17 protein-coding genes are annotated in these 22999 nt (G+C 63.0%); 3 read left to right on the top strand and 14 right to left on the bottom strand.

From position 1 onward, the window contains the following. Nucleotides 1–8: 8 nt before the first annotated feature. From V7S54_RS15370 to V7S54_RS15325, 10 genes are all read right to left on the bottom strand, one after another. Nucleotides 9–1226, bottom strand: coding sequence for a mandelate racemase/muconate lactonizing enzyme family protein (locus V7S54_RS15370; protein WP_065373797.1), 1218 nt, complete (start codon nt 1224–1226; stop codon nt 9–11). A 5-nt stretch (nt 1227–1231) separates the two neighbouring features. Further along, nucleotides 1232–2509 (bottom strand): MFS transporter, encoded by a 1278-nt coding sequence (locus V7S54_RS15365; protein ID WP_210183793.1) that lies wholly within the window; start codon nt 2507–2509, stop codon nt 1232–1234. A 109-nt stretch (nt 2510–2618) separates the two neighbouring features. Continuing rightward, nucleotides 2619–4043, bottom strand: a complete 1425-nt coding sequence (gene aldA, locus V7S54_RS15360; RefSeq protein WP_065373799.1) for an aldehyde dehydrogenase — start codon at nt 4041–4043, stop codon at nt 2619–2621. 194 nt (nt 4044–4237) lie between these two features. Beyond that, entirely contained in the window at nt 4238–5116 is an 879-nt protein-coding gene (locus V7S54_RS15355) for a LysR substrate-binding domain-containing protein (protein ID WP_141679355.1), read from the bottom strand. A gap of 265 nt (nt 5117–5381) precedes the next feature. After that, nucleotides 5382–7406, bottom strand: coding sequence for a beta-N-acetylhexosaminidase (locus V7S54_RS15350; RefSeq protein ID WP_065373801.1), 2025 nt, complete (start codon nt 7404–7406; stop codon nt 5382–5384). Nucleotides 7407–7488: 82 nt separating this feature from the next. After that, complete coding sequence (locus tag V7S54_RS15345; protein ID WP_065373802.1) at nt 7489–8430, bottom strand: ABC transporter ATP-binding protein; 942 nt, start codon at nt 8428–8430, stop codon at nt 7489–7491. Then, nucleotides 8427–9242 carry an ABC transporter ATP-binding protein gene (locus V7S54_RS15340; RefSeq protein WP_065373803.1) on the bottom strand — a complete coding sequence of 272 codons (816 nt, stop codon included), beginning with the start codon at nt 9240–9242 and terminating at the stop codon, nt 8427–8429. The genes V7S54_RS15345 and V7S54_RS15340 overlap by 4 nt, the downstream gene beginning before the upstream one ends. Continuing rightward, a complete protein-coding gene (locus V7S54_RS15335) occupies nt 9239–10141 on the bottom strand; it encodes an ABC transporter permease (RefSeq protein ID WP_065373804.1) in 903 nt (300 codons plus the stop codon). The genes V7S54_RS15340 and V7S54_RS15335 overlap by 4 nt, the downstream gene beginning before the upstream one ends. Then, a complete protein-coding gene (locus V7S54_RS15330) occupies nt 10138–11121 on the bottom strand; it encodes an ABC transporter permease (RefSeq protein WP_065373805.1) in 984 nt (327 codons plus the stop codon). The genes V7S54_RS15335 and V7S54_RS15330 overlap by 4 nt, the downstream gene beginning before the upstream one ends. 19 nt (nt 11122–11140) lie before the next feature. Then, a complete protein-coding gene (locus V7S54_RS15325) occupies nt 11141–12754 on the bottom strand; it encodes an ABC transporter substrate-binding protein (RefSeq protein WP_141679364.1) in 1614 nt (537 codons plus the stop codon). A gap of 704 nt (nt 12755–13458) precedes the next feature. Here V7S54_RS15325 and V7S54_RS15320 point away from each other — a divergent pair. Beyond that, the gene (locus tag V7S54_RS15320; protein ID WP_065373807.1) at nt 13459–14256 is read left to right on the top strand and encodes a C1 family peptidase; all 798 of its coding nucleotides are present in this window, start codon (nt 13459–13461) and stop codon (nt 14254–14256) included. Between the two features lie 45 nt (nt 14257–14301). On the opposite strand, the gene V7S54_RS15315 is transcribed toward V7S54_RS15320, so the two are convergent. The 3 genes from V7S54_RS15315 to V7S54_RS15305 form a co-directional block, all read right to left on the bottom strand. Then, nucleotides 14302–17463, bottom strand: coding sequence for an efflux RND transporter permease subunit (locus V7S54_RS15315; RefSeq protein WP_065373808.1), 3162 nt, complete (start codon nt 17461–17463; stop codon nt 14302–14304). 28 nt (nt 17464–17491) lie between these two features. Continuing rightward, nucleotides 17492–18637, bottom strand: coding sequence for an efflux RND transporter periplasmic adaptor subunit (locus V7S54_RS15310; RefSeq protein ID WP_065373809.1), 1146 nt, complete (start codon nt 18635–18637; stop codon nt 17492–17494). A 158-nt stretch (nt 18638–18795) separates the two neighbouring features. Then, nucleotides 18796–19404 carry a TetR family transcriptional regulator gene (locus V7S54_RS15305; RefSeq protein WP_065373810.1) on the bottom strand — a complete coding sequence of 203 codons (609 nt, stop codon included), beginning with the start codon at nt 19402–19404 and terminating at the stop codon, nt 18796–18798. Between the two features lie 242 nt (nt 19405–19646). On the opposite strand from V7S54_RS15305, the gene V7S54_RS15300 reads away from it, so the two are divergent. Continuing rightward, nucleotides 19647–20615: a DUF808 domain-containing protein gene (locus V7S54_RS15300; RefSeq protein ID WP_065373811.1), complete on the top strand. Its 969-nt coding sequence runs from the start codon at nt 19647–19649 to the stop codon at nt 20613–20615. A 76-nt stretch (nt 20616–20691) separates the two neighbouring features. Here V7S54_RS15300 and speB read toward each other — a convergent pair whose 3' ends face one another. Then, a complete protein-coding gene (gene speB, locus V7S54_RS15295; RefSeq protein WP_065373812.1) occupies nt 20692–21645 on the bottom strand; it encodes an agmatinase in 954 nt (317 codons plus the stop codon). A 241-nt stretch (nt 21646–21886) separates the two neighbouring features. Between speB and V7S54_RS15290 the strand changes: the two genes are divergently transcribed. Beyond that, nucleotides 21887–22993: a polyamine ABC transporter substrate-binding protein gene (locus V7S54_RS15290; protein WP_336408479.1), complete on the top strand. Its 1107-nt coding sequence runs from the start codon at nt 21887–21889 to the stop codon at nt 22991–22993. Nucleotides 22994–22999 lie beyond the last annotated feature (6 nt).

The following is a 22999-nucleotide window of genomic DNA, read 5'->3' as shown; positions in this document are numbered from 1 at the left end:
TCCGAGTTTCACCCGCGCGCGGGCGCAAAGGCCTTCACGTCCGCTGGCCGACTGTCCATCTGCAGATGCAGCCGCTCGCCGGTATAGGGCGTGTGCTTTTCGACGACGTCCATGTTGAGTTCGATGCCGAGACCGGGTTCGCGCGACGGAATGATGTAGCCGTCCTCGACGGCAAGCTTGGTCTTCAGTACGTCGGCGTGGAAGCCGGAGAAATCGAGGATCGCCTCGTGGATGAGGAAGTTCGGCGTTGCAGCCGATAGCTGGATTGAGGCCGCAGCCCCCACCGGACCGTTATAGAGATGCGGCGCGATCTGGGCATAATAGGCCTCGGCCATGCCGGCGATCTTCTTCGCCTCGAGCAAGCCGCCGACGCGCGCCACATTCATCTGCAAGATCGAGGCGGCTTTCAGTTCGAGGATGCGCTGGAACTCGTACTTGGTCGTCAGCCGCTCGCCGGTCGAAACCGGGATGGAGGTTGCACGCGCCACCTCGGCCATCGCCGCTTCCTGTCCCGGAGGAACCGGTTCCTCGAACCAGAGCGGGTCATATTTCTCCAGCCGCCGCGCCAGCCTGATGGCCGAAGACGGAACCATCTGGCCGTGGGTACCGAAGAGCAGATCCGCACTGCTTCCGACCGCGTCGCGGATCTTGCGGCAGAATTCTTCGCAGCGGTCCATGACGCCGAGCGAAAGCTGGTGCCCCGAATAGTTGGTGTAGGGCCCGGCCGGATCGAACTTGACGGCGGTGAAGCCCATCTCGACCATCTCGACCGCGCATTCGGCGGCAAGATCCGCATCGTTGAAATCGAACTCGCCGGCGGCGTTCCTCGGGTAGAGATAGGTATAGGCGCGCAGCTTCTCGTGCACCGTTCCGCCCAAGAGATCGGAGACCGGCCGGCCGGCGGCCTTGCCGATGATGTCCCAACAGGCGATTTCGAGGCCCGAGACGATGCCCATCATCGTCGGATCGGGGCGCTGGGTGAAGCCGCTCGAATAGGCCGAGCGCCAGAAGCGCTCGATCTGATGCGGGTCATGACCAAGCAGATGCCGCTCGAAAACATCCTCGATCAGCGGCGTCATGGCGCTCGGATGGAACGAGGTCGCATAGATTTCGCCGATGCCTTCGATGCCGCAGGCGGTCGTGAGGCGCACGAAGATCCAGTACATTCCGCCCACATGCGGCGGCGGGACGGCGACGGAATAGGTCTTGAGAGACGCGATTTTCATGTGTGTCATCCCTTTTTCTTGAGGCGGGCCATCAGAACCAGGGTGGCGATGGCGCCGAGGACGCAGATGGCGGCGATGTAGCCGAAATAGAGCTGGTAGCCGGTGATGCCCGGATAGGTGTCGGAGAGGTATCCGTTGACCAGCGGCAGGTAGGTGTCGGGCGCGTAGCCGACGAGCGAGATGATGCCGATGGCAAGGCCGGTGATGTTTGCCGGCACATGGCAGTCGTCGAGGATCGCCCAGTAGAGACCACGGATCGCATAGGTGATGAGGCCAACGAGCAGCACCAACCCGACGAAGAGGACGGTCGAGCCGATGCCAGGCAGGGCGATCATTGCGACAAGACTGGCGGCCGCGACAGTGAAGCTCAGGAGCAGGATGCCGGTCTTGCCGTAGCGGTCGCCGAGCAAGCCGCCGCCGATGCCGCCGACCGGACGCAGCCATAACTTGATCGTGACGATCAGGCCGGCCATGGCGGCGGAAATGCCGAAGCCGCCCTCCTGCAGATAGGCCGAGAAGCTGTAGGTCGCGAGAAAGACGTGGTAACCGCAGAAGATGATGGCGGCGACCAGCCAGACCTCGGGAATGCTGAGCAGCGTCCTGATGTCGGCGAGAAGGCTGCCCTCGCGCTTGCGCGCGGTCCTGTCCACGGCGACCGGCTGCGACACGGCGAAATAGGCGATGCCGACGACGATGCAGAAAATGGCGTAGAGAAGGACGACGTCGCGGAAGCCGGTCGCAAGTCCGGCGCTGCGCGTTTCCGTCGTGAAGACGAAGAGCGCGATGGCGACGCTCGCGAGCAGGGCTTCGACCAGGCCACGGCCGCCGTCGAGGATGCCGAAGAATCGGCCCTGCTCATTGGCGCCGGCGATCAGGTTTACCTGCTTGAGCGTTGCCGCCCAGAACGTCAAACCCGTCGTGACGCCGAAGCCGCAATAGATGACGAGCAGCGACGAATAACCGGGCAGCGTCGCGTACCAGAGACCGAGCAGACCCGTGCCGACCATAGAGAGCAGGATCAGGATGCGCGGCTGCACGCGGTCGGCAAGCCACCCGCTCGGCAGGTAGCCGACGAGGAAGCTGGTACCGAGAATGGAATAGAGGACGCCAAGCTCGGTGTTCGAAAGCTTCAGCACCTCCAGCATCGTCGTCTGGTAGGACTGACGAAGATAGAGGATCGGATAGATCGCACCGGCGGCGATCACAATCAGCGCAAGCTGAAGATAGCGGCTGCGGGCCGACACGGATGGCGCGGCGATTTCTGTTTCGGCAATTGAGCTCACGGGCAGTCTCCTCCCCGGCCGACGGCGGGAGCAATGCCATCGGCCCGGTACTGTTGTTGGGGTCGGAGCAATTCCGGCTTTCCGCCGGGATTGCTCGAATTCAAGATGATCAGTGTTTCAGGACGACAAGGCGCGTCTGGGTGAATTCCAGCATGCCATGCTTGCCGTCATCACCACCGAGGCCCGAACGTTTCCAGCCGGCATGGAAGCCCTGATAGGGATCGGCCGGGAAACGGTTTACGTAGAGTTCGCCGGCCTCGATCGCATCGCTGGCGCGCATCACCGTGCGGTAATTCTCGGTGAACAGCACCGAGCTCAGGCCGAACTGATGGTCGCTCGCCTTTGCCAGCGCTTCCTCGAAGGTGGAGTAGCGGAGAACGGCGAGCACCGGGCCGAAGACTTCCTCGCGAACGATCTCCATGTCCTGTCGGCAGCCGGAAATCAGCGTCGGCGGGTAGAAATAGCCGTCCCCTTCAGGCAGATAACCGCCGGTCTCAACGACGGCGCCTTCGGCCTTCGCCTGTTCGACCATCTCGTGCACGCGCTTCTGGGCGGCGGCATTGGCGAGCGGCCCCATACGACCCGCATCCTCGGCGCGGTCGCCGAATGTGCGGGCGGCAAAGCCTTCGCGCAGCTTGGCAAGCAGCCGGGCATGGACGCTTTCATGAACGTAGAGCCGCTCGGCGCTGGTGCAGACCTGGCCGCAATGGGTGGTCTTGGCAGCGATGATCATCTCAGCCACCGCATCGAGATCGGCGTCCGGCTCGACGATGACGGGCGTCTTGCCGCCAAGTTCGAGCGACGGCTTGGCGATGTTTTCCTTGCAATATTCGAGCACGATGCGGCCGGCCGAGACGCTGCCCGTCAGCGTGATCATGCCGACGCCGGGATGAGTGCAGAGCGTTTTCGCGACGTCATGCGACATGGTGAGGATGTTGACGAGGCCATCGGGCAGACCCGCTTCGACGATTGCCTCGGCGACGGCGAAAGCGGAAGTCGGCGTGTTGTTGCTCGGCCGCACGACGACGGCGTTTCCTGATATGAGCGCTGGCGCGATCTTCCTGACCAGCGTGTAGATCGGATAGTTGAAAGGGATCAGGCAGGCGGCGACGCCGATCGGCACGCGCTTGAGGATCAGCGTTTCGCCCGGATTGTCGCTCTCGATCACCTCGCCCTCGATGCGGCGCGCCCATTCGGCGTGGTAGCGCATCAGCTCGGCGCCGTAGATTACCTCGGCGGTCGCATCGACAAGGCTCTTGCCCGACTCCTTCGCCAAAGCGGCACCGATGCGCTCGGCCCGGTTCTCCAGCACCGCCGCCAGCCGGCGCAGAGCGTCGCCGCGCTGGATCGCCGGCAAAGCACCCCAGGCGCGCTGCGCCTTCACTGCGGCCTCGACCGCCGCCTTCGCCTCGTCGTCGGTTGCCGCCGGTACCGACGCGAACACCGCACCGGTCGCGGGGTTGCGAACGTCGATCAAGGCCGCAGAAGAGCTTTCAATGAAGCGGCCGCCGGAGAAGTTGCGATAGGGGCTCATGGCATCCCGGAATTGTTTGCCGCGACCCGTGCACCGATGGCGGCGCGGGAGGCGGACTGGCCGGGAGAAAGCTTCACGAGCGACGACCCGACCTCTCTCCCACGACCGGAACCGTCATGAAAGTGATGCGACGATGCAGACGAAGGCACAAGCGAGTAATTTTCGGTGAGAGCATTCCAAAAAGGAATGCTTGCTCACTCGGCCCGGTCGGCGGCGGCCTCCGCCAGCAACCAGACCCGGAAGGCATCGACCTTGCGGTTGCCTGCCGATTGGGGCCGCGTCACGAACCAGTAGGATTCGTGACCCTCGACCTCGACGTCGAAGAGCTGCACCAATTGCCCCGACTGCAACTGGTTGCGGACCATGGAACGGTCGGCAACGGTGACACCGAGCCCGGCGCAGGCTGCCTCGATCGCCAGATCGAGCAGGTCGAATTCCAGTCCGCCGCGGGTATCGACATCCTGAAATCCGGCCGCATCCAGCCAGTGCCGCCAGGTCAGGTAACGCCGGTCGGGCGAGGCGAGCACGTGCAGGAAAGTGAAGCGCTGCAGGTCGGACGGGCCTTCGATCTTCACCCCTTCCAGAAGCGAAGGGGCGCAGACGACGACATGCCTTTCGGTCATCAGGATGCTCGCGTCCAGCATCGGCCACTCCCCGTCGCCGAAGCGGATCGCGCAGTCCAGAAGCCCGCGCTCGGCAAGCGTATCCGTGGATTCGGTGCTGAGGCTGATATCGACGTCGGGCAATGCCTCACGCAGCCGGGCGAGACGGGGCAGCAGCCAGCGCTTGGCAAAGGTCGGCGGCACGTTGATCCGCAACCGGTTCTGGTTGCTCTTCTCGGTGATGCTGCGCAGCGACACCTCGATGCTGTGAAACGCCTCCTGGATCGTCGCCAGCAACTCGGCGCCGGCCGGCGTCAGTTCGAGGTGATGGTGGCGACGGATTAGCAGGTCTTCGCCAAGCTCGTCCTCGAGGTTGCGCACCTGCCGGCTGACGGCGCTCTGCGTGAGGTTGAGGCGCTCGGCCGCCCGCGTGAAACTGCGGGTCTGCCCGACCACCTCGAAGACTTTCATCGCCGACAATCCTGGAAGTCTTCGCATCGATATTTTGGCCTCAGAAAGCTTTGCACTCACGTCTCCGCGACCGTCTTCGCGGGATCGATGTGCACTTTTGCGTGCCACGCTCCAGCGTACAAGCACGAAAATCCAAATCGCACCTGGCTGACCGCAAGCACGCGCCCGGCCATCTACGAACGACAAACGGCGGCTTTCGCCGCCGTTTGCCTATCCAATCAATCGTCTGGCCAAGCCCAGACGAAACCTGGAAACTCACTCGCTCCTACTCCGCAGCATAAAAGCCGTAAAGCACCGGCATCAATCCGACCAGCGCTTCAAAACGCTTGAAGGACTTGCGCTCCGGTCGCGTCCAGCCGGTTTCCGCCAGCGCCGAAAGCCGCGGGAAGACGAGGCGATCGAAAACGGCGCGGTCGGTCATCGGCTCGGACCAGATGCAGCATTGCACGCCGAGCAGGTGCTTTTTCTGCGCGTCCGTCCAGCCCTCAACCGGATCAAAGGTGTAGAGCCTTTCCGGATCCGACCAGCCGGCCCAGCTGGCGCCAGGCTCCGACCAGGCCGGGCTGTTGGCCATGTCGAGATAGTAGACCTGGCCCGGGCAGACGACGATGTCGTAACCTTCCTCGGCAAGTGCTGCCGACGCCTCGACCGTGCGCCAGCCGAAGAGCAGCGACTTGGCCTTGTCGATGACGTTGCCGTGGGCCGCCTCCTGCCAGCCGCCAGTGACGCAGCCGCGGCTTGCCAAGAATTTCTGGACGCGTGCCAGGAACTCGCCCTGCAGCACCGCGGCACCCGAACCGTCGATCTCGTCGGCGCCATGGGTGTTGGTTACGACGTTCAGGCGCTTGGCGTGGGTTTCGGCGACCTCGTCACCGGCAAGTGCACGAAGCCGCGTGAGCGCTTCCGGCGAGCCGGACCAGGCACCAAGCGGCACCTCGTCGGCGCCGACATGGATCGCGCGCATCGGGAAGAGTTCGATCAACTCGTCGAAGATGACTTCCAGCACGCGATAGGTCTCTTCGCGCGCCGGGTTGAGGCAGTTGTCCGGGAAGCCCTGGACCGAATGATAGCTTCCCTTTTCCTCGGGATCGCGCAGTTCCGGGATTGCCTGCAGCATCGCATAGGAATGGCCGGGGATGTCGATTTCCGGCATCACCTCGATGCCGAGGCTGGCGGCAATCGCTACGATCTGACGAACCGCCGCCTTGGTGTAGTAGCCGCCGGTCGGTTCAGGACCGGAGCCGAGCAGCGGCGGGATCTTGCGGCCATGGCCGCGCCAGGCGCCGATTTCGGTAAGCCCCGGATAGGCGTCGATCTCCACGCGCCAGGCCTCATCGTCGGTCAGGTGCCAGTGGAAGCGGTTGAGCTTGTTCCAGGCCATCAGCCGCAGGAAGCGCTCGACTTCGGCGGTGGCATAGAATTGCCGGGCGACATCGAGATGGGTGCCGCGCCATCCGAGCGCCGGCTCGTCCTTGATCTCGCCGCCGGTCGGAAACACGAAGGTGCCCGGATTCAGCCGCGCGCCGCGCAGGATCTGCCCAAGCGTGATCAGGCCATAGAGGATGCCGGTCGCCGTGCTACCGGAAACGGCAACGCCGGCGGGAGAGAAGCGGATGGCATAGGCTTCCGGGCCGAGGTCACCGGTCTTCGCCAGCGACACCGGAAAGCCGCCCTCCGACGCCGGACGAACGATGCCCTCGACCGGGAACAGGCTTGCGGTGAGATCGGCAAACGCCTTTGCAGCGCTCTGAGCTTCCTCGCCCTCGGGTTTGAGGTCGAGCCCCGGAGGCGCCACCAGTTGCCCGGAAACGGAAACGGCCTGCGGCCACGGTACAATCGAGACCGGGACCGGCGCCACCTTCGGCACCGGATAGACGGCAGCACCACGCTTCAGCTCGGCATTGTCGCCGTGCGCCCGCGAGGCAAGCACCGCCACCGGCGCCATCGTGCCGTCGGACAGCACTAGGAAGGCGGCGTTGGCACCATCGGTCCAGTGGCGCGGCTCATAGCTCATTCCATGTGCCTTCAGCGTCCAGGTGGCGCCCGGCGGCACTTCGAGGTCTTCCGGCGCTGCGAACTCGGCATAGTTGGAGAGGCGGACGAGCAGCTTGCCACCCTCGATCTCGGCGGCAGGGTCGATACGAGCCGGGCCGGAAACCCCGAGGCGAAAGCCCTTGAGCACTCGATCCGAGTTGTTGGTCAAGGTCAGTGCATAGACGGACCTGTCGGCTGTGCCGACTGGCACCCAGAGGGTTTCCAGCAGGAATTCAGATTTAGCGGCAAACGTCATCAAACGGCTCCATGAATGTTAGTTTCTGCAGCCGGCCGAAGGCCGGCGGAGTTCTCGGGGGCTTGACCTCGGTTGACATAGCTCACGCCGGAGCTTGGCCAAGGGCACGGACGAAATGGTTTTCGGCGACCGCCTCCACCAAGTCCGATGCCGGGCGGCTGAGTCGCCTCACCTCTTCGGCATGGGCAAGGAAGCGGGCGCTCTGCCCCGGCACGAAGGGGCGATCCGGATCGGGCACGGCCGAAAGAAGAAGCTGGGTATAGGGATGGCGGGGATTGCCGATGACGGCACTGGTCTCGCCCCACTCGACCATCTGGCCGGCAAACATCACAACCACCTCCTCGGCGATGTGCGCGGCGGTGGCGATATCATGGGTGATGTAGAGCATGGCGAGGTTTCGTTCGCGCTTGATCCGCGCGAGAAGCTCGAGGATATCGAGCCTGATTGAAACGTCGAGCATCGATGTCGGCTCGTCGGCGACGAGCACGTCCGGCGCAACAGCGAGCGCCCGGGCGATATTGACACGCTGGCGCTGGCCACCGGAGAGCTCATGCGGAAACTTCCGCGCCGTCACATTGGGATCGAGGCCGACATCAGAAAGCAGGCGCGCAACCGCGGCTCTCGCCTCGGCGGCATTCTTTGCGTGGCCATGCAGCAGCAGCGGTCGCGCGAGGTGATGGTAGATGGAAAAGACCGGATTGAGCGACGCGAACGGATCCTGGAAGACCATCTGGATGGCGCGACGACGCGCCTTCTCCGCAGAGCGATCACCCGCCTCCGTGACATCGGCGCCGCGAAACTGCATCGTTCCGGCACTCGGCGCATCGAGCCGCGCGACGATGCGAGCGCAGGTCGTCTTGCCGCAACCGGATTCGCCAACCAGCGCCAGCGCACGTCCGGGCTTCAGCGACAACGAAATCCCGCGCAGCGCCTCGACCGCACCGAAGCTGCGCCTGATATCCTTTAGACGGACGATCGCGTCCCGTTGGTCAAGGATAGTACCCGACACCGGCATCACGTTCATTCGACGACCCCCAGGCTGCGGACGGATGACGGCAGTTGCGGGATCGCGCCCCAGAGTTTTCGCGTATAGTCGTGTTTCGGCGCACGGCTGATCTGATGGGTGTCGCCGATCTCGACCAATTGCCCTTTCAGCATAACACCGATGCGATGGCAGAGCTGCGCCATCAGATGCAGGTCGTGGGTGATGAACAGCACCGAGAAACCGAGGCTGCGCTGCAGATCGACAAGCTGCTCCAGGATTTCCCGCTGCACCACGACATCGAGTGCCGTGGTCGGCTCGTCCATGATGATGAGCTCCGGCTTCAGCGCCAGGCAGATCGCAATGACGATCCGCTGTCGCATGCCGCCGCTGAACTGGTGCGGGTAATCGTCGAGGCGGTTGATCGGAATGCCGACGAGCCGGAACATTTCTTCGGCCCGCGCCCGTGCCTGTGGCCGCGTCGCGCCGGTGTGTTTGCGCAGCACGTCGAAGAATTGCGCCTCGACCCGCATCAGCGGGTTGAGCGAATTCATCGCGCTCTGGAACACCATGCCGATCCGCCGCCAGCGGACATTCTGCAAGGCGGCTTCCGGCATCTTGAGAAGGTCTTGCCCATCGAGCAGGATCTCACCGCCGGCGACCCAGGCCGGCGCTTTCGACAGCCGCGTGATCGCATAGGCGATCGTGCTCTTGCCGCAGCCGGACTCGCCGGCAAGACCGAAAAGCTCGCCGCGCCTAACCTCGAATGACACGTCGTTGACCGCACGGAACGCACCGTCATCGAGCAGGTAGTCGACATTGAGGTTGCGGATTTCAAGCAGCGCATCACTCATCGTGCCGCCTCCAGTTGGCGGCGGCGCAGCCGCGTGAGACGCAGCCACCGGCTGAGCGCCGGACCGGAACGAAGCTGCGGATTGGCGATCTCGTCGAAGGTGAAGTTGATAAGCGCGAGACCGAGGCCGACGAGGGCAATGCCCGCGGCCGGTACGGCGATGTCCCACCAGGCACCGACGATGATCGCCGAGGAATTCTGGGCGTTGTAGAGCATGGTTCCCCAGGTCACCCGGAGCGGGTCGCCGAAGCCGAGATATTCGAGCGTCGTCTGGGCGACGATCGCATAAATGATGCTGCCGACGACGTTGATGCCGATCAGCGGCACGAGATTGGGCAGGATCTCGACGAAGATGACGCGCCAATGCGGCTCGCCGACCATGCGCGCCGCCACCACGAATTCGCGCTGCCTGAGCGCCATGGTCTGCGACCGGGTCATGCGTGCACCCCACGGCCAGGAGGTCAGCGCGATGATCGCCATGATCGCCATCGGGCCGACCGTGCCGGCGAAGGAGGCGAGCAAGATAAGCAAGGGAATGTTGGGAATGACCAGCACCGCGTTTGTCGCAAGGTCGAGCGTCGCATCGGTGCGCCCGCCGAAATAGCCGGAGACGAGGCCGACGATGGTGCCGAGCGCGGTGATCGCGAGGCCCGTGGCAAAGCCGACGGCAAGCGATGGCCGCGCGCCCCAGACGAATTGCGAAAAGACGTCGCGGCCCATCTTCGTCGTGCCGAAATAATGCTCGACCGTCGGCGGCTGGTGCGAGCGGCCGACGCGCTCGCTCGGATCGCCGGGCGCCAGAACCGGCGCGAACAGCGCCATCAGGCAGAGCGTGAGAATGATGATAAGGCCAGCGACGGCTTTTTTCTGCCGCCAGAATAAGGAGACGCCCGCATTCATGCCCTGCCCTCCCTTATGCGCGGATCGACCACGCCATAGATGATGTCGACCAGGAGATTGGCCCCGAGCGTGGCAATCGTCATCAAGAGCAGCTGTCCCTGGATGACCGGATAGTCGCGGGCGACACTCGCGGTATAAAGCGTCAGGCCGAGGCCGGGATAGTTGAAGACGATCTCGGTGACGATCGAACCGCCGAAGACAGCCCCCAGCATCAGCGCCAGATTGGTCAGCACCGGCAGCATGGCGTTGCGGGCCGCATAGCCGAACATCACGGCCGCTTCGGACAGGCCCTTCGCGCGTCCCATGGTGACGTAGTCTTCGCCAAGCACCGAGATCATGCTGGAGCGCATCGTCGTCTGGAACTCGCCGATGAGATAGGGCGAGAGCGTCAGCACCGGCATGATCGCATGCAGGAAGACGCTGCCGAAAAAGGTGAAGTTCAGCCCCGGATCGAGGCTCGGATCGTAGGCATAGCCGACCGGCAGCAGCCTCAGCGTGACGCCGAAAGTGAACAACGTCGCGAGCGCGATGATCACCGGCGGCACGGCGATCAGAACGACCGAGAGGGGCGAGACGAAACTGTCGAAACGGCCGCCACGACGCCAGGCGGCGATGGCGCCCAAGAGCACACCGATCGAGAGCGAAAAGGCAATCGCCGTGACGACCAGGAATGCGGTCCAGCCGGCGGAGCGGCCGAGAACCTCGACGACGGTCTGCGGGTAATACTTGACCGAGACGCCGAGATCGAAATGGGCGAGCCCGACGACATAGTCGACGAATTGCCGCCAGATCGGCTGCTCGATCGCGCCGAAGCGCGCCTTGATCGCCTCGATGGCCGCGGGCGTCGCCCGCGGTCCGAGTTGGGCGATCATGCTGTCGACGGGACTCCCCGGCATCAGCCGGGGAACCGCGAAGTTCATGACGATCGCAAAAAGGAACGCCACGCAATAGACGGCGAGCCGTCGACGGGAAAGTCGCATCGTTGGAGCCCGTTGTCGCTTACTGTACGGGCTTCAGGCGGAGCAGGTGCACCAGCCGCATCCGGTTGTTGTCGTGATCCTCGGGGTTCATGACCGGCTCGTCCTTAGTGACCCAGCCGGTAAAGCGCTTGGTCGAGAATTGATACCAGGTCGGGCCGTTGAAGACGGGAACGACAGGCAGGTTGTCGGCAACGATCACCTGCACCTGGTCGAACAGCTTCTTGCGCTCTTCGTCCGTCGCGGCGCGGCGGTACTCGTCGAAGACCTTGTCGAGCTCGGGGTTGGAATAGCGCGACGGCGCGCTGGTGATGCGCCCGCCGAAGCCGGTCGACAGCGACTGGAAGTAGCCGCGGAAGGGCGTCGGCCCGTCAGCGCGCGAATTCATCACCGCCTCGAAGCTGCCGTCGAGGATCTGCTTCTGCCACTGCTCGTATTCGGGCGTGGCAACGGACGCGTTGACGCCAATCTTGCGCAGGCCTTCGGTCGCGATCTGCACCGCGTCGATCCAGTCGGTCCAACCGTTCGGAACGATGATCGCGAAGGTGATCGGCTTGCCACTCGGCGTGGTGCGGAAGCCTTCGCCGTCCTTTTTGTAGCCGGCATCGTCGAGCAGCTTGTTGGCCTTGTCGATGTCATAGGCCAGCCACTCGTCCTGAGCGCCCTCGGCTGCCTTGTTGCGCCAACTGTCGAAGCGCGGCGGCAGGCCGCTTGCAAGGGTGTTGACGACGGGATAGCCAAAGCCGGCGATATCGACCATCGCGGTGCGATCCATCGCGAGGCTGAAGGCGCGCCGGAAAGTCATGTCGTTGAAGGCCTCGGCATTGCCGGGGTTCGACGACTTGAAGTTCATCTGGAAGGCAACCGTTTCCGCCGGCGGCTGCCAGTAGCCGTTGTGTTCGGCGTCAAGGCCGACATAGGTCTTGTCGATCTGCGGCAGGAACGAGCCAAACCAGTCGATCGAGCCTTCCGGCAAAAGCGCCAGCATCTGGTCGTTGCCGGAGATCTGCGGCAACTTCAGGCAATCGACCTTAAGCGAGGCGGCGTCCCAGTAGTTCGGGTTGCGGCACTGCTCGTAGACCTGCGGCGTGAAGCGGCGGATCTCGGTCATCGGGCCGGAGCCGACAGGCGTTTCGTTCTTGAAGGCCAGCGGATCCTTCACGTCCTTCCAGATGTGCTCGGGCACCACGGGAAAGTCGGCGAGCGATTCCGGGAAATGCGTGTCGACGCCCTTGAGATTGATCTTCACTTCGGTCGGTGATGGCGCCTCCACCGAGGCGACCGTTTCGCCGACACCGACGGTATCGACGGCCGGGTTCTTCAGCATCATCTCGAGGGTAAATTTCATGTCGGCCGAGGTCAGCGGCTTGCCGTCCGACCATTTCACACCGTCACGCAGGGTATAGGTGATCGACTTCAAATCGTCGGCGAACTTGTAACCCGTCGCCAGCCGCCAGACCGGCTTGCCGCCGTCATAGTCGTTGAAGATCACCAGCGGTTCGTAGACGAAATCCATGGTGCTCTGGCGCCGGCCGCCGAGGTCGAACGGGTTGAAATTCTGCACCCAGCTCGTTTGTTCCTCGATGTGCATGGTGAGCACCGCTTCGGCGCGCGCCTCGGTGGCCGCGACCATCATCAGCGCTGCGGCAACCGGTCCAAGATGCCATCGCGCCGCTGTCACCCTCTTCCTCCCGGCCTCCGGAGCGTTACCCAAAAGCCGCATTTCCTCGACTGCCGTCATGACGAATTCCCCCTCAGGCTTCGTTGATCGATCTATTAAGTCAAGTAATTTGACTTAACGATAAGTCTGCCAAAGAGGCGCTGTCAATCGGGCTAATTCGCCCCGCCTAAAGTTTCGGGAAAAGAGGGTGAGTGGTATTTCTCATTGCAATACCAATTGCGGAAATCGAGTCTCGGGGATCGGTTCAGCCGGCCGATTTTGATCGCAGAACAACCTGACTCAGCATCGCAAAGAGAATCACGGCGCAGCCCAGGATCTGCGAAAGGCTCAACGGCGTCCCGAGAAATGCCAGCGTGAAAAGCAGCACCCAGACCGGTTCGCAGCACATGATCCCGACGCCCTCGCCGTCGGGATCATCTGCTGTCCGCGAAACTGGAGAACTTCCGGAGTTGCCCCGTTAAAACTCAGGATATCTAACGTGCAAGATCATGATAAACTCTACCAGTGCGTGTATCAATTCGAAACATAGCGAACTGCGATCCTTGGCCGGAGCGTGGTTTAGCCTGAGCACGCCTCGAAATACCGGCGGACTGCCGGAACCTGCCCAGTGACATCATTCCTTCAACCTACGCAGCTGGAGCTGCTGACAGGAGGCCTACATGTCCGTGCATGAAGCAATTCTCGATCTTGGCTATGATCCCACCATCAGAGAGGATGGCCCGCTCGTCCGGCCGCCGGTGCCTGCGGCGCTGCCGACCTCGGCCACCGTCGACCCACAATATCTCCCGCCTCCGAAGGCGCAGGGGACGCCACGCCATGTCGGCAGTCCCGGGAGTTGCGCCGCCTGGGCTTCGACCTATGGGCTCGCCACCTACACGGCGGCCGCAGCGGCGAGCCAGTCCCCATCGAGCACGGCGCTACAGGCAAGCCCAGCCCATATCTATATCGAGGTCATGAAGAGCTACGGGCAAAAGGGCTGTGCAGGATCGCGGCTTGCATCCTACCTCAACCTGCTCAAGCAGAGCGGAACGCCGAATTGGCAGACCGCCCCCTACTATCCGAACTGCCCCGAGCTCTGGTCGAGCTACGATCCCAACGCCGCCGCCGATGGCAGCTTCCAGATTCCCGGCTGGGCCATCGTCGAAACCAGCGATCTCGACGCGATCAAGGCGGTCATCGCCGCCGGCGGTGCGCTTTGTTACGGCACGTCGCTCAACGAAGGCTTCATGAAATACGAAGGCCCCGGCCCGATGACCGGCCCCCTCAACAAGGTCCCGAATGTCGGCCATTGCATGCTGATTATAGGCTACGACGACGATCAGCAGGCGATCCTCATCCAAAACAGCTTCGGACAGGACTGGGGTTGCGAGTGGAACGGACGTCGCGGCTACATTTGGATGAGCTATGAGCTGTTCCAATATCTGGCTCAGGGCCAGGCCATGTATATCACGGCCTGACCCCAGACAGTTCTAGCCCGAATTGGCTTTGAAAGGGCCGTGGCGTTATTCCGCCGCCACGGCCGGCGGATAAGCGAGCCGCTCATCAAGTTCGGCATCCGCATGGACCTCTTCCGCCTTATCCGGCTCGACCGTGCCCTTCTTGGGCTCGCGCCCGAAGAAGAGCGCGTAGCCGGCGGGCAATACCAGAATGGTCAACACCGTCGCGACCAGGATGCCGCCCATCATGGCGTAGGCGAGCGGTCCCCAGAAGACCCCGCGGGAGATCGGGATCAGTGCCAGCACCGCAGTTAGCGCCGTCAGCGTTATCGGGCGGAAGCGGCGGACCGCGGAGCCGATGATCGCCTCGGCGCGGTCCATGCCCGCGGCAATATCCTGGTCGATCTGGTCGACGAGAATGATCGAGTTGCGCATGATGATGCCGAGCAGCGCGATAGCACCGAGGATCGCCACGAAGCCGAAAGGCGCGCCACTGATCAAAAGCGCGGCCGCTGCACCGATGATGCCGAGCGGACCGGTGGCGAGAACCAGCATCGCCTTGCCGAAATGCTGCAGCTGGATCATCAACAGCACGACGATGACGCCGAGCATGATTGGCGCCTTGGCGGCGATCGAGGCCTGGCTTTCGGCTGAATCTTCGGCCCCGCCCTGAATGGCGATCGAATAGCCGGCGGGCAGGCTGTCGCGCAGCGGCTGTATCTCACCGAACATCTTCATCGCCACGTCGTTCGGCTGCACGCCGTCCGGCAAGGTTCCCCGCACGGTGATCGTCGGCAGGCGGTCGCGGCGCCATTCGATGCCCTGCTCGAGCACCGGCACGACCTTGGCGACCTGCGAGAGCGGCACGAAGCCGCCAAAGTCGGTCGGGATGTAGATGGAATCGACCGAGCTTAGGAGCTTGCGGCTTTCCGCCGGCTCGCGGGCGACGATCGCCACCGTCTCCTCGCCGTCGCGGAAGTTGTCGAGCGGCGCACCAGTCACGCTCGCCTGCAGCATCTGGCGGATGCGCTGGGATGTGACGCCAAGCGCGCGGGCGCGGTCCTGGTCGATGACCAGCTTCATGCCCGCTACCGGCTCCAGCCAGTCGTCGTGAACGGCGCCCAGAAGCGGGTTCTCGTGGAACTTCGCCGCTACCCGGTCGGCAATGCGCCTGACCTCTTCGCGGTCCGGACCCATGACGCGCATCTGTACAGGCCAGCCGGTCGGCGGACCGAGGAACAGGCGATCGACCTTGGAACGGATCGACGGAAAGTCGGCGGCAAGGATCGCACGCATCTTGGCAATCAGCCGCTCGCGCGCCGGTTCGTCCTTGGCCATGACAAGAAGCTGGGCGAAATTCGGATTGCGCAGTTGCTGGTCGAGCGGCAGGAAGAAGCGCGGGGCTCCCTCGCCGATATAGGTGGCGATGAAGCGCTTGTCCTCATCATCCATCATCCGGGCTTCAAGCGCCTTGGCCTGCTTTTCGACCTCCTTGATGCTGGTGCCCTCGGGCAGCCACAGATCGACCAGGATTTCCGGCCGCGACGACTGCGGGAAGAAGTTCTTCGGGATGAACTGGAAGGCCCAAAGGCTGACGAAGAAGATGGCGAGCGTGGTCGTAAGCACGATGATGCGATGGCGCACGGCCCAGGCAACCGTCGAACGCAGGTGTCGATAGAAGCGCGTATCGAAGACGTCGTGATGGTTTCCGGCGTGGCTGCGCTGCTTCAGGAGCATGTTGCCGAGCCAGGGCGTGAAATAGACGGCCACGAACCAGGAAACGACCAGCGCGATGCCGACCACATAAAACAGCGAACGCACATACTCGCCGGCGGTCGAGGCCGCAAAGCCGACAGGAATGAAGCCGGCCGTGGTGATCAGCGTGCCGGTCAGCATCGGGAAGGCGGTGGAGGTATAGGCGAAGCTCGCGGCTTCGACCTTGACGAGCCCCTCTTCCAGTTTTCTTTCCATCATCTCGACGACGATCATGGCGTCGTCGACCAGGAGGCCGAGCGCAATGATGAGGGCGCCGAGCGAGATGCGCTGCAGATCGATGCCAAGCTCGTACATGATGGCAAAGGTCGCGGCGAGCACCAGCGGGATGGTGATCGCGATCACCAGGCCCGAGCGCCAGCCGATCGACAGGAACGACACGACGAGCACGATCGCCAAGGCCTCGCCAAGCGCCTTCATGAATTCGCCGACTGCTTCCTTGACGACCTCAGGCTGGTTGGAGACCTGGTCGACATTGACCCCATAGGGCAGCGACGCCTCGAAGCGCTGATAGGTCTCTTCTACCGCCTTGCCGACGTCGGTCACCTTGAAGCCCTTGGCCATGACGACGCCGATCTGGACGCTGTCCTGACCGTTGAAGCGGAACTTGCGCGAATAGGGATCCTCGAGCCCGGAGCTTACCGTGGCGATGTCGCCAAGGCGCGTGACCTGGCCGCCGGCACGAAGCCTGAGGTTCTTCAGGTCCTCGACCTTGTCGAGGCTGCCTTCGACCGAGATGCGCACCGAGCGGGCACCGGTATCGACGGAACCGGCCGGGTCGATATTGTTCTGGCCGGAAATCGTGCTGCGCAGGTCGTTGAGCGTCAGGCCGCGTTCGGCGAGCACCTTGGAGGAAACGTCGATATAGATCTTCTCCGGCTGGTCGCCGATGATCACAGCCTTTTCGACGCCCGGCGTCGTCAGCAGCATATCGCGCGCCTGGATCGCGAACTTCTTCAGTTCCGGATAGCTGTAGCCCTCCCCGCTCAGCGAATTGAGCGTGATGAAGGTGTCGCCGAACTCGTCGTTGAAATAGGGGCCGAGCAAGCCTTCGGGCAGTTCGCTGGAAATGTCGCCGACTTTCTTGCGCACCTGGTAGAAGGCGTCCGCCACCTGCTCGGCATTGGTATCGCCTTCAACCTGCAGCGTGATGATCGCACTGCCGGCGCGAGTATAGGAGCGTACGAAATCGAGATGCGGCGTTTCCTGCAGCTTGCGCTCGATCTTGTTGACGACCTGATCCTGCATCTCCTCGATCGAGGCGCCCGGCCAGAAGGCCTGCACGACCATGACGCGGAAGGTGAAGTCCGGATCCTCCTTCTGCCCCATGCGCATCAGGCCGAAGACGCCGGCAAGGATGATGAGGCCGAACAGGAAACGCGCCATGCTCGGATGCGCGATCGCCCAGCGCGAAAGGTTGAAAGGCCGCTTTTCTTCTGAAGAGGAGGTGGTCATCGGCTCGGTTCCGCTATCCCTGGTCACGTCAGCGCACGACGGTTTCGGCTGCGGCAGCAGCCTGGTGCGTCGTATCGTTGGCGATCGTCACCTTGAGATCGTCCGTCATGAACTGCGTTCCGGCGGCAACGACGAGATCGCCGACATTGAGGCCTTCGGTGACCCGCACGCCATCGGTGGTGAAGTCTGCAAGCGTGACCGGCCGGCTGCGGACGGTTTCCGTGCCGCGGTCGACGACCCAGACGATCGGATAGCCATCCTTCTCAGCCAGCGCGCTCAAGGGTACGGAGACGAACGACGCACCATTGCCGGCGGATGCTTCGATGGTCGCGGTCATGCCGAGCAGGACCCGCGGGTCGTTCGGCAGGCTGACGCGCACCGAGAAGGTGCGCGATTGCTGGTCGGCGCTGCCGGCAACCTCACGCACCGTGCCATCGAGCGACAGAGCCGCATCGGACCAGACCCCGACCTTGACCGGCAATCCAGCCTTGAAATTGCTGATTTCCGTTTCGGGTACTGCGACCTGGACTTCCTTTTCGCCTTCGACGGCAACCGTGGCGACCGGCGTGCCAGAACCGACGACCTGGCCGACATCGGCGTTGATCGAGGTCACGATGCCCGGCCGGTCGGCGACGAGGCTGGTATAGACCACCTGGTTCTTCGCCTGTGACAGTGCCGACTTCGCAGCATCGCGCGTGGCGACAGCCTGGTTGTAACTGAGCACCGCCTGGTCGAACTGGGCCTGCGAGGCGAATTTCCTGGCAAGCAGCTGCTTGGCGCGGTCGCGCACCAGCTCGACCGTTTCGACCTGGCGCTCGGCCGCATCCAGATTGGCAGAGGCGCTGCGCACCGCGAGCTCGTAGTCGGTCGCATCGATGCGGGCGAGAAGATCGCCAACCTTGACGCGGTCACCGACATTGACGATGCGCTCGACGATCTTACCGTTGACGCGGAAGCCGAGATTCATCTCGGTCCTTGCCCGAACGGCGCCGGAATAGCTGAGCTGGCGTACATTGTCGGCCTGGGCGATCTCGACGACCTTGACCGGGCGCACGACTTCAGCGGTTTCGGACTTTTCTTCCGAGCAGGCGGCAAGCGCCGCCGAGAGGGTCGAAATCAGCGCAATGGTGGCAATGAATGAAATACGGCGGCGAAATTCAATCGGCATAAACATAGTCGCACTCCTGAATATAGGCCGACGCCGCATTGGCTGCGCCGGAAGCAGTCCGGCTAGAGCGCCGTGCGTTCAGACGAACGCGCAAAAGACGCTCTAGCACTTTGATTCTAGAGCATCTTTTCGCTTCGAGTGTTTCCACTTGAGAGCGGGTTGCTCTAGAGCTTCAGTCCCTTGATCGCGAATTCGACCAGCTCTTCCGGTGCCGCGCGGTTTGTCTTGCTGAGACATTGCGCAACCATTTGCGGATGACACAGCGTGACGGTCGCCGCACCGAAACAGCGCGACGCCGCATCGGCGTCCTGTTCCGGGAACTCGCCAGCGGCGATGCCTTCGCGAATGACGTCGGCGAGAAGCGCATCGATCCTGTCGATATGCTTGTCGATGACGTGCCACTCGCGTTCGATGGCAACGACCACCATTTCATGCACCTTCGTGTCGTCGAGCATGAGCTCGACAGTCATCTGATGCTGCGCGTGGACGTAACGGCGCAGCCGCTCGCTCGCACTCAAGGGCAAGGCGCATATCTCCTGGGCCATCTGGTAACTGGCCGCGAGCATGCGGCCGCAGATCGCCTGATGGATCTCCGTCTTCGAGGCGAAGAAGCGGTAGATGTTCGCCGGCGACATGCCGAGTTCCTTGGCAATGTCGGAGACATTGGTCTTGCTGTAGCCGAAATGCCGGAACAGCCGCTCCGCTGCGTCGAGGATCCGCGTGATGTTGTCCTGACGCGTCTGATCCACGACGATATCGTTGCTTACCGGCATCGCTTACCTTTCGATTTACGACTGACGAATTTTGTATTTCGTCAGTCGTAAATCGAAATGAGACATTCGTCAACGAAAGAATCCGCTCGCACGTTCACGATTTGATAACCAAGATCGAGCTCGCCGCGCGAGGCCGACCGCCTCCCAATGTCACCCGGCTGTCGTTGACTCAACACGCTATGGTGGCTACCAGCGCTTCTAGAGCCGCGTTTCTCGGATTCTTCTCAAAGGGTTAGCAACTTATGGCCACAGGTCTCATCGCCCTCCTCGACGACATCGCGGCCATCGCCAAGATGGCGGCCGCTTCGCTGGACGACGTGGCGGCCCAGACCGCGAAGGCCAGCGCCAAGGCAGCTGGCGTCGTGATAGACGACGCCGCGGTGACCCCCCGCTATGTTGTGGGGCTGAAGCCTGAGCGTGAGTTGCCGATCATTGCGCGGATCGCCCTTGGTTCGCTGAAGAACAAGTTGCTTTTCCTTTTGCCCGGCGCACTGCTGCTCGGCTATTTCGCGCCCTGGGCGATCACGCCGCTCCTGATGATCGGCGGCATCTATCTCTGCTACGAGGGGGCCGAGAAGCTTTACGGCGCAGTCTTTCCGCATGCGGCCCACGCACACGAGGAAGCGGTGCTCGGCGAGAAGAGCGATCCGCTGGCGCTTGAAAACGAGAAGGTTGCCGGCGCCATCCGCACCGACTTCATTCTCTCTGCCGAGATCATGGCGCTGACGCTCTCGACCGTCGCCGATGCCGACATCTACATGCAGGGCACTGTACTCGCCGGCGTCGGCATCCTGATCACGCTCGCCGTCTATGGGGTCGTCGCCCTGATCGTCAAAGCCGACGACGCCGGCGTCGCGCTGGCCAGGAACCCGCTGTCGGCCTTGCGCCTCTTCGGCCGTGGCCTCGTCCTCGGGATGCCGGCCTTTCTGAAGATCCTCGCCGCAATCGGCACTGCGGCCATGCTCTGGGTCGGCGGCAGCATCCTCGTGCATGGCATGGCGCAACTGGGCCAGGCCGGGCCGGAACATTTCATCCACGACATCTCCGAGAGCGTCGCCCACACGCTGGCGGTCGCCCCAGCGGTCGTTGGCTGGTTCACGACCTCAGCGCTGCAGGCGCTGCTTGCCATCGTCGTCGGCGCCGCAACGATCGTCGTCATGGGCAACGTCGTCGCGCCGATCTGGAGCCGCCTGCGGCCGGCAAAGAGCTAGAGACTTTCGCAAACATGGATCGGGAAGGAGGCCGCCTACGGCCTCCCGCCAATTCGTTTCCGAGCTCTCCGGCAGACTACCGCTTGTACTTCACACCCGGCAGCACGCAGAGCATTTCGTAGAGCAGGTTCGCCGCGGTGATCGCCGTCGTTCCCGTCGTGTCGAAGGGCGGGCTCACCTCGACGAGATCGGCGCCGACCAGGTTGAGACCGCGGCAGCCGCGGATGATTTCGATCGCCTGGATGACGGTCAAACCGCCGATCTCGGGCGTGCCGGTGCCCGGAGCATAGGCCGGATCGAGGCTGTCGATATCGAAGGTCAGGTAGGTCTTGTGGTCGCCGATCCTGGCGCGGATGCCTTCGATCAACGGCACGAGCGACTTGTGCCAGCATTCCTCCGCCGGGACCACGGTAAAGCCCCGGTCACGCGACCAGTCGAAATCGTCCGAGGCATAGCCGGTGCCGCGCAGACCGATCTGGAACACGAGATTGGGATTGAGGCAGCCATCCTCGAAAGCCCGCCGGAACGGCGTGCCATGCGCGATCTTTTCGCCGAACATCGTGTCGTTGATATCCGCGTGCGCGTCGACATGGATGAGCGCCACCGGTCCGTGCTTCTCGGCAATCGCCTTCAGGATCGGATAGCTGATCGTGTGATCGCCGCCGAGTGTCAGCGGGATGCAATCATGCTTGAGGATCTCGCCGATGTTGCGGGCGATGATCTCCATGTTGGCCGGCAGGTTGAAGGTGTTGATGGCGATGTCGCCGATATCGGCCACCTGCAAGCTTTCGAAGGGTGCTGCCCCCGTCGCCATGTTGTAGGGACGGATCATCACCGACTCGGCGCGGATCTGCCGTGGCCCGTAGCGCGTGCCGGAACGGTTGGACGCGCCGATATCCATGGGAATGCCGACGAAGCAAGCGTCGAGGCCTTCAGCCGACGTCGCGGTGGGAAGGCGCATCATCGTGCCCGGGCCACCGAAGCGGGGCATGTCGTTGCCGCCCAGCGGCTGATTGAATTTCTCATCCATCGAAGCTCTCCCTTTTGATTTCGCCGGAACCCTATCAGGCGCTGCAGGCCGAGAAATGCCCATTGATCGAATGTTACTTCGATCGCGATCAAACCAACATGTTTGACGCAGCGAAGGCAGGCGTCGATTGCCATTTACGTCGACACCTGGCGCGCCGCACCTAGCCAAAGGGAGTGTTGCCCTCTTCGGACCCGCCAATCACTTTGGTGAAAACAAAAATACGATGTCCTTGGGAGGAACCATGCAAAAGTTAACCCGCACCGCACTGCGCTCCATGTTTGCGGCATCGCTCGCCGCCATCGCGGTCTCAACGACTGCCCAGGCGCAGGACAAGCTGTTCATCTACAACTTCTCCGACTACTTCGCCGAAGACACGGTCTCGAACTTCCAGGCCCGCACCGGTACCGAAACCCGCGTGGACTTCTACGATTCGCTCGAAGTGCTCGAAACACGGCTGCTCGCCGGCGGCAGCGGTTTCGACGTCGCCTTCCCGAGCGCGACCGTCGGCGAGCGCTTGGTCCAGTCCGGCGCGCTGAAGCCCATCGACCCGGCAAGTCTGAAAAACTACGGCAATCTCGACAAGGACCTGCTGAAGCTCGTTGCCGAGCACGATCCGGACAACAAGTATCTCGTTCCCTACATGTGGCTGACGACGGGCGTCGCCTACAACGCCAAGCTCGTGACCGAGCGCCTGCCGGACGCGCCGGTCAACAGCCTCGACATGTTCTTCAAACCGGAGGTCGCCCAAAAATTCCAGGATTGCGGCATCGGCATCGTCGATGCGCCGAACGAGGTGATCCCGATCGCGCTCAATTATCTCGGCCTCGATCCTTACTCCACCAAGCAAGACGACCTCGACAAGGCGAAGGAGCTGCTGCTCAAGCTCCGCCCCTATATCCGCCACATGCAGAGCGGGCAGCTTGTCGCCGACATGGCGTCGGGCCAGCTCTGCCTGGCGCTGATGTGGAGCGGCGATGCCGGCATTGCCGCGGCCCGCGCCGAGGAAGCCGGGACCGGCGTCAAGGTCGACTATTCGATCCCGAAGGAAGGAACGATCATCTCCTTCGACACGATGGCAATCCCGGCCGACGCACCAGACCCAGAACAGGCGCTCGCTTTCATCGACTACATCCTCGAGCCGAAGACCGTGGCCGCAATCAGCAACCACGTCTTTTACGCCAACGCCAATGCCGCAGCGACCGCCGAGGTCGACGCCGGTATCCGCGACAACCCGAACATCTATCCTCCTGCCGAGGTCCGTTCGAAGCTCTTCGTCGACAAGTCGCTGCCACCGCGCCAGACGCGCGAGCGCACCCGCGTCTGGTCGGCATTCAGGGCCGGCCAATAGGCGATC

Origin of the sequence: Ensifer sp. CCNWLY38, from assembly GCF_037120565.1 — a bacterium.
Lineage (GTDB): Bacteria > Pseudomonadota > Alphaproteobacteria > Rhizobiales > Rhizobiaceae > Ensifer > Ensifer adhaerens_H.
Note: the sequence above shows the minus strand (reverse complement) of the source record. Positions and strands in the feature narration are given on the sequence as shown.